General features: G+C 40.2%; 5 protein-coding genes. 2 read left to right on the plus strand and 3 right to left on the minus strand.

Translation table 11 applies throughout. The features are described from left to right. Positions 1–5: 5 nt before the first annotated feature. The gene (locus tag NIES208_RS14735) at positions 6–1,172 is read right to left on the minus strand and encodes a glycosyltransferase family 4 protein (RefSeq protein WP_075893740.1); all 1,167 of its coding nucleotides are present in this window, start codon (positions 1,170–1,172) and stop codon (positions 6–8) included. A 20-nt stretch (positions 1,173–1,192) separates the two neighbouring features. Then, a complete protein-coding gene (asnB, locus tag NIES208_RS14740; RefSeq protein ID WP_075893741.1) occupies positions 1,193–3,109 on the minus strand; it encodes an asparagine synthase (glutamine-hydrolyzing) in 1,917 nt (638 codons plus the stop codon). An 81-nt stretch (positions 3,110–3,190) separates the two neighbouring features. On the opposite strand from asnB, the gene NIES208_RS14745 reads away from it, so the two are divergent. Together NIES208_RS14745 and NIES208_RS14750 are read left to right on the plus strand one after the other, a co-directional pair. Further along, positions 3,191–4,522, plus strand: coding sequence for a nucleotide sugar dehydrogenase (locus tag NIES208_RS14745; protein ID WP_075893742.1), 1,332 nt, complete (start codon positions 3,191–3,193; stop codon positions 4,520–4,522). A gap of 31 nt (positions 4,523–4,553) precedes the next feature. Further along, the gene (locus NIES208_RS14750; protein WP_075893743.1) at positions 4,554–5,516 is read left to right on the plus strand and encodes a Gfo/Idh/MocA family protein; all 963 of its coding nucleotides are present in this window, start codon (positions 4,554–4,556) and stop codon (positions 5,514–5,516) included. A 74-nt stretch (positions 5,517–5,590) separates the two neighbouring features. On the opposite strand, the gene NIES208_RS14755 is transcribed toward NIES208_RS14750, so the two are convergent. Then, positions 5,591–6,736, minus strand: a complete 1,146-nt coding sequence (locus NIES208_RS14755; RefSeq protein WP_139325077.1) for a glycosyltransferase — start codon at positions 6,734–6,736, stop codon at positions 5,591–5,593. Between the last annotated feature and the right edge of the window lie 276 nt (positions 6,737–7,012).

A 7,012-nucleotide genomic window follows, 5' to 3' on the forward strand; every position in this document is an offset into this window, starting at 1 on the left:
CATGATTACGACTTAAAGACTGTCATTTGATGAAGGATTTTAGCGACATTCTCCTGCCATGTAAAATGCTTTTCTGCATAAACACGAGCAGAGCGACCTTGAGTTGTTAACTCGGATAGATTACTCATCATTTTAATCGCTTCTTTCGCTAAACTTTGATAGCTACCATTTTTATGAAGTGTAATAAATGGTTGAGATTCTAACTCTCTGATACCACGAAAATCCGAAGACAAAATAGGTCTTCCCGATGCTGCATAAGCATAAAGTTTAATCGGCGAAAATCCAATATTAGAAAACTCTAATAAAGGTAATAAAGCGATGTCAAAACAGTTAATATACTCGTTAGACTGTTTATATGGAACTTCGTTCATAAAAGTGACAGATCTGAAATCGCGATACGTTTCTTGCAAATATGCCAACTGTCTTCCTGCGCCAACGACTAAAAGTCTCGCACGGGGATAAACCTCACAGATGATTGGCATCGCTTGAATCGCCAACTCAGCGCCTTTCCAAGGTTCAAGATCACCAATTAAGCCAAAATAAAAACAATGGGGATCCAAATTGTATTTTTGAAGTGTTTCTTCCCTAGGCAGGGGATAAAAAATTTTTGGATCAGTGCCATTGCCTACAACACAGGCTTTTTCTTCTGACAAACCAGATTCAACCAGTTTTTCTTTTATTCCTTCAACAACAGCGACAACAAATGTTGCCCACTTTGCGTCTAATAGCTGCATTGTCTTGATAATTGCCAGCCATGGATAAGACACTCCCATTTGAATTAATTCATCGGCAAACCAGCCGTTATGTTCTGTGACGATATATTTAAAGCCTTTGAGACGCAGAGCTGCAACCACGAAGGCTGAAATTACACTACTTCGCAGGTATACCCAGTCATAATCATTGGGATTTTTTGCAAAAATTGTAAAAATTTGGGCAAGGCTATTGAGACTGGTTTTACCAATAGGGATGAGTTGAGTTAGGGAATCAGTAAAGGTCACATGGTCAAAGTATTTTTCTATAATCGCTTGGTTTTTGACGGGATCTCCTGTGCTCGGAATGATGGCATGGACAGTATGACCTGAACGCTGAAATTCTTTCGCAATCGAGCTGAAATGAACAGTTCCCCCATTTGGCAACGATAGATTTAATGTGGCAATCATTAAGATTTTCATGGGTTCTTTCTTAACCTAATTTAAGATAACTGTACGTTAAAAACTTTCAGCCATCGGTTGAAACTAATCACACGCCAAATCACGCATGGACTATTTTTATTTCCTGCAACTGTTGCTTGAAAAAGCTCTTGTAGGATATTCGGTTGTAGCCATGTTTCCAAATTTGTAATTGCTTCTTTTAATTCCAGCTCAAAACTTTCGCGTAATCCATCTCTCATCCATTGTAATTCGGGTGTCACAAACCCCATTTTGTCTTGGCGGGTACGTATGGATTCGGGGAGAATGTGACGCATGGATTCGCGCAAGATGGCTTTGGTTTGTCCTTGTCGAATTTTAAGGGTGTCATCGAGAGTGTAGGCAAATTCTACGAGCTGATAGTCTAAAAATGGTACTCGCGATTCTACTGAGTGTGCCATGGAACTCCGGTCTTCCCAGTGCAAGAGCATTGGTATGCTACTTGCGCGTAGTTGTATTTTGGATAGTTCATGGATCGACTTTGGTGTGGCGATCGCCACTGTTGCGCTAACGAGTGGATCTACTCCGAGAGACATTAAATATGAACCATTAAGCCAATTAGGAGTCGCAGTTTCTGAAGCATAACCCAATAATCGACGTAGAGATTGACGGATCCATTTAGGTAATAAGGGCTCAATCATTCGCTGGATCTCAGTTATGTTCTGATAACGTTGACAAGTCAAAATCTCGTGGATTAACGTACCCCACTGATAACTTGTCAGTAATCCAGCAAATAAAGCAGGGTAGAACTTTGTATATCCGGCAAGTAATTCATCAGCTCCTTGTCCATCCAGCATTACTTTTATCCCTGATTTTCCAGCCTGTCTAAATATGCACCACTGGGCAAACACACTACTTGAGCCAAAGGGTTCATCTTGTTGCCAAGTAAGATGATCGAGTTGTGCAAATACTTCGTGAGCGTTGGGAAACACAAAATGTGGCTGTACTTGAGTCTGTTCGACAACTGTCGTTACATATTTTCGTTCGTCATAACGCAGATCTTCAAAGCAAGAGGAAAATGTTTGAAACGGTTGAGCCTCAGATAATTCACGGCGCAGCAGATCACTAACGCATACTAGTGAACTGGAGTCTAGTCCCCCAGATAAACAAGACCCCACAGTCACATCAGCCCTCAGACGTAACCTAACAGAATCTTGTAAAAGTTCTCGGAAATGCTGCTGAGCCGCATCCATTGACATGGTGACTGTTGGAGAAGAGGGCAGCTCGTACCATTGTTTAACCACAGTCTTGCCGAAATCATGTGCCTGCGGATTACAGTTGAGAGTCAAATATTGACCACCCTGTAACTGCCACACATTTTGAAACATGGTCTCGTTGGTATGGTCAAGTATGCCGTAGGCTAAAAATTCGTAACATCGTTGTGGATTTGACTGCGCTTGCCAACTGGGTAGTACAGTGAATTGCTTGATTTCTGAAGCAAAAGCGATCATATTTGGCGATCGCTCAAATACATAGAGAGGTTTAATCCCAAAACGGTCGCGTGCAGCCCAAAGCACTTGTTTAGACCGATCCCACAATAAAAAAGCAAACATGCCATTAAAACGATTCAGACAATCATAACCCCATGTCTGATAAGCTGCCAAAATCATTTCTGTATCGGAATGACTACGAAAATGACAACCTAGTTCGATCAGTTCTGCCGTTAATTCCAAGTAATTATAAATTTCGCCATTGTAGACTAACCAACACTGTTGATCATGGCTAGACATTGGTTGATGAGCAGCTGATGACAAATCAATAATCGATAGCCTACGATGTCCCAGACCTAGGCCAAAATCATCTTCAAAGTAATAACCTGAGTCATCTGGACCTCGGTGGGCGACAACATTAGTAAAGGAATCTAAAAGCGATCGCTCGACGGGGTTTCTTTCACGATTCCAAATTCCACTGAGGCCACACATGGGATACCTTGATAAAGACTGATAGACTTATTTAGCAATTGCGTGTTTAAACTTTACTGGATTATGTACATATAAAAGTCTATGAGCGCAGAAAAATCATCCCATTTCGCAAGATTACAAACTAAAATTCAAGACCGTTCAGCTCTCGTTGGTGTCGTCGGTCTCGGTTATGTTGGTTTACCTTTTGCCGTTGAAAAAGCGCGAGTTGGTTATTCAGTATTAGGCATTGAGCAAAACGTACAACGAGCCCAGCAAGTAAATGCGGCTGATAGTTACATCCCTGACGTAAAAACAGAAGTATTGGCAGAGGTTGTTAATAACAACAAACTTAAAGCTGTCAGTAGTTATGATCTTGTGCCGCAAATGGACGCTATCGTTATTTGCGTACCGACACCTCTCACAAAGAACCTCACCCCCAACCTCAGCTATATTGAGTCGGTCACACAACAACTGGGGGAACACTTGAGGGCAGGTCAATTGATCACCCTAGAGTCTACAACTTATCCCGGCACAACTGACGAGGTGATGCGACCAATACTAGAAAACGTCAGTGGCTTAAAGCAAGGGGAAGACTTTTTTTTAGCCCATTCCCCCGAACGAGTTGATCCGGGCAATTTGCGGTACACCACGAAAAATACAAACAAAGTGGTTGGGGCTTCTGATCCTCGTTCTTTAGAAATTGCAAAATTATTCTATGAACAAACAATTGATCATGTTGTGCCTGTCAACAGCGCTAAGGCGGCGGAACTTGTCAAAGTATTTGAAAATACGTTTCGAGCAGTGAATATTGCCCTTGTCAATGAATTGGCCATCCTTTGTGACCGGATGGGGCTTGATGTTTGGGAAGTTTTAGATGCAGCGAATACTAAGCCTTTCGGGATTATGCCGTTCTATCCGGGTCCCGGTGTTGGTGGACATTGTATCCCCATTGACCCTCATTACTTGGAATGGAAGGCGAAAGAATTTGATTTTGAAACTCGTTTCATTGCTTTGGCAGGGGAAATCAATCGGCGTATGCCGGAATTTGTGCGAGAAAAAGCATGGCGTGTGTTAAACCGAGTCGGAGTAGCTCCTTCACGCTCTTTGATTTTAGTGATGGGTGTCGCTTACAAAAAAAATCTTGGTGATTGGCGTGAATCTCCTGCTATTCATGTGATTAATCGTCTGCTAGAAGACCATGCCAAGGTTGTTTATCATGACTCTTTTGTTCCTGAAATTGAACTCCATAGTCAAGTGCTTCAGTCTGTTCCCTTGACAGATGAAGTGATTACCAGCGCTGATGTTGTGATTATTTTGACGGATCATAGCCAAATTGATTATGGGCATCTTGTGAGTCAGGCTAAAGCGGTGCTTGATACTCGCGGCGTGACTCGTCATTTAGATTGTGATCATGCAAAGGTGACTCTTTTATAAGTTCGAATAGATATATTACTCAAGATTAGTTATGAAAAAAGTCATTGTGGTTGGTGCGGGCAATTGGGGCAAAAATCTTGTGCGCAATTTTAATGCTCTTGGTGCATTGGCTGGTGTCGCAGAAATGAATCCAGCTCTACGTGCAAAGGTTGCGGCTGATTTTCCTGAGGTGAAAATTTATGATGATCTTGCCTCTGCTTTAGCGACGGATGTTGATGCAGTTGTTTTGGCAACTCCTGCGCCATCTCACTATCCATTGGCGCTTCAGGTTCTCCAGTCTGGCAAGGATGTGTTTATTGAAAAACCGATGACTCTTAAAACATCGGAAGCGCGGAAGCTTGCGGAGTATGCGGATAGCCAAGATCTGGTTTTGATGGTTGGACATTTACTGCTCTACCAGCCGGCGATCGCCTGGATGCATGATTACTTAGCAACGGGCAAAGCCGGAAAAGTTTTTCATGTATCCACACAAAGAGTAAAACTGGGCAAAGTTCGTAGTACAGAAAATGTCTGGTGGTCATTTGCGCCCCACGATGTCTCCGTAATTTTAGATTTATTGGGCAACCCATCAAGCGAACTGCAACTACAATCTGTTCAATCCAGTGGTCATGCAATGCTGCAAGCAAATATCGCCGATAACGTCCATGTAGATCTAAAATTCACCAATGGTCAATCTGCCCATATCCATACATCTTGGTATTACCCATTATCTCAACGCTCTACAGTTGTCCTTGCAGAAAAACAAATGTTAGTTTACGACGAAGTTGCCCAAACTGTGACCATTCACAACAAGACAATTGATAGCGACTTAAATAATAGAGATGACGGAACTGAAACAGTCAAAATTGCAGCAGCAGAACCACTTAAACTAGAGTGCGAACATTTCTTAGAATGTCTTGCGACACGCCAACGTCCGCGTTCAGATGGTTGGAATGGCGTTGGTGTGGTAGAAATTTTGGAAAAAGCTCACAAAGGGCTGGAAACAAAAACTTAAATAGTGAAATATTCTCTATTTAGAATTGTTAAGATGTCGAAGTACTAAATATAAAATATTTCAAGCTTTTTTAATTATGATTTGAGTAAATCTTTTAGGATTTTTTGGATTTTTTGCCCCTCAATCTCAGCGTTTAGAACTTTTGCGGCTTCCAGTGAAGCTCTTTTTTTTGCATTAATTTCTTCGATAGAAAGGGCATTAATTACCTTGGCAAGACTTTGAGGCGAAAAATCTTTTGCAACTACTCCACATTGATAATCTTCAACTATCTTCTTCATTTCAAGGGAAGGGGCGATCGCTACACACAAGCCCGCCATTATAAAATCAAATAATTTATTTGGCATCGCATATGTATAGTTAAACCCTAAAGGTTCCAATAAATAAACACCCAAGTCATATCGAGACAAAGTCCTACAGATCATAGTTGTTTGCACAGGTGCATGAAAAAACACTCTGTTAGGAGCAATTTTATTAGACAATATTTTTAATTTTTGTATGTACTTAGGGTTTCCAAGCAACATAAAATGTAGCTCAAAACGAGTTTCCAGATCCGGCATAATTTCGACCATTTTTTCGAGATTCCGGTCTGGAGACGCATTACCATGATGTATCAACCGAATATTATTTTGGCTAGAAATAGGTTGATACTTGATTTCCTGATATTCAGGACTATTGAGAATAACATAAGGATGAAGCTGATATTCTTCTTTGTATTTTTCGGCAATACCATTACATACAGTAGTCATCACATTCACTTGTTTTAAGTACTGCCTGCAAAGATGCTCGCGAAAAGGTTGATGTAAATATTTCCAATACCAACGATTGTCAAATTCCAATGGCGCATATTCATGAGCATCAAAGAACACTTTTGATTTATATTTTCCAGCAAAATATATCGCTAATGGCAAAGTATCTAGATCATTAGCAACAAAAATATCAAAATCGCAATTCTCTAGCTTTCTAATAGATTCTTGGATAATTGACTGAGACCAGTAAAATTCCTCGTAATGATGAACTAACAACGACAAAAGAAAGAAAATCTTCTGTAAAATATTTTTTTTTTGTTCCAAAATTATAGATTTAATGTTCCGTATCGGTGACTTTGTAAATGCTAGAGAAGTTACACTTCCCATAGGTATAGCTGCCTTAGTTTGACGATTAACACGTGCATCTATAGTCAAGTCAGAAAATGAAATAATACAAATCTTGGGTTTTGACATCTGTAGCTATAAAAAAAACTAATCAATTGAGAGAGATTTAACGAGACTTGTGTAATTTATAATACTGGCAAAAAATCAATATTGAAAAGTTAAGATCTAACAGTTGGTATTTTTTTAAGTATTTTTATATGGTCGCATATTATTTATCCTCTGATATACAAAAGAAACAACCAATTTGGGAATATATGACACCAAAGTCACTATAGTCTTATCTAAAGTCCCTAAGTACAGGACAAAAGTTGAACAGGGTCGAATAGAGGACAAGGAAAAGAGGAA

The organism is [Limnothrix rosea] IAM M-220, assembly GCF_001904615.1.
GTDB lineage: Bacteria > Cyanobacteriota > Cyanobacteriia > Cyanobacteriales > MRBY01 > MRBY01.

What these genes read in the sequence shown, in the direction of transcription:
- NIES208_RS14735 (WP_075893740.1), bottom strand. Translation starts at nt 1,172, where the DNA reads ATGAAAATCTTAATGATTGCCACATTAAATCTATCGTTGCCAAATGGG.
- asnB (WP_075893741.1), bottom strand. Translation starts at nt 3,109, where the DNA reads ATGTGTGGCCTCAGTGGAATTTGGAATCGTGAAAGAAACCCCGTCGAG.
- NIES208_RS14745 (WP_075893742.1), top strand. Translation starts at nt 3,191, where the DNA reads ATGAGCGCAGAAAAATCATCCCATTTCGCAAGATTACAAACTAAAATT.
- NIES208_RS14750 (WP_075893743.1), top strand. Translation starts at nt 4,554, where the DNA reads ATGAAAAAAGTCATTGTGGTTGGTGCGGGCAATTGGGGCAAAAATCTT.
- NIES208_RS14755 (WP_139325077.1), bottom strand. Translation starts at nt 6,736, where the DNA reads ATGTCAAAACCCAAGATTTGTATTATTTCATTTTCTGACTTGACTATA.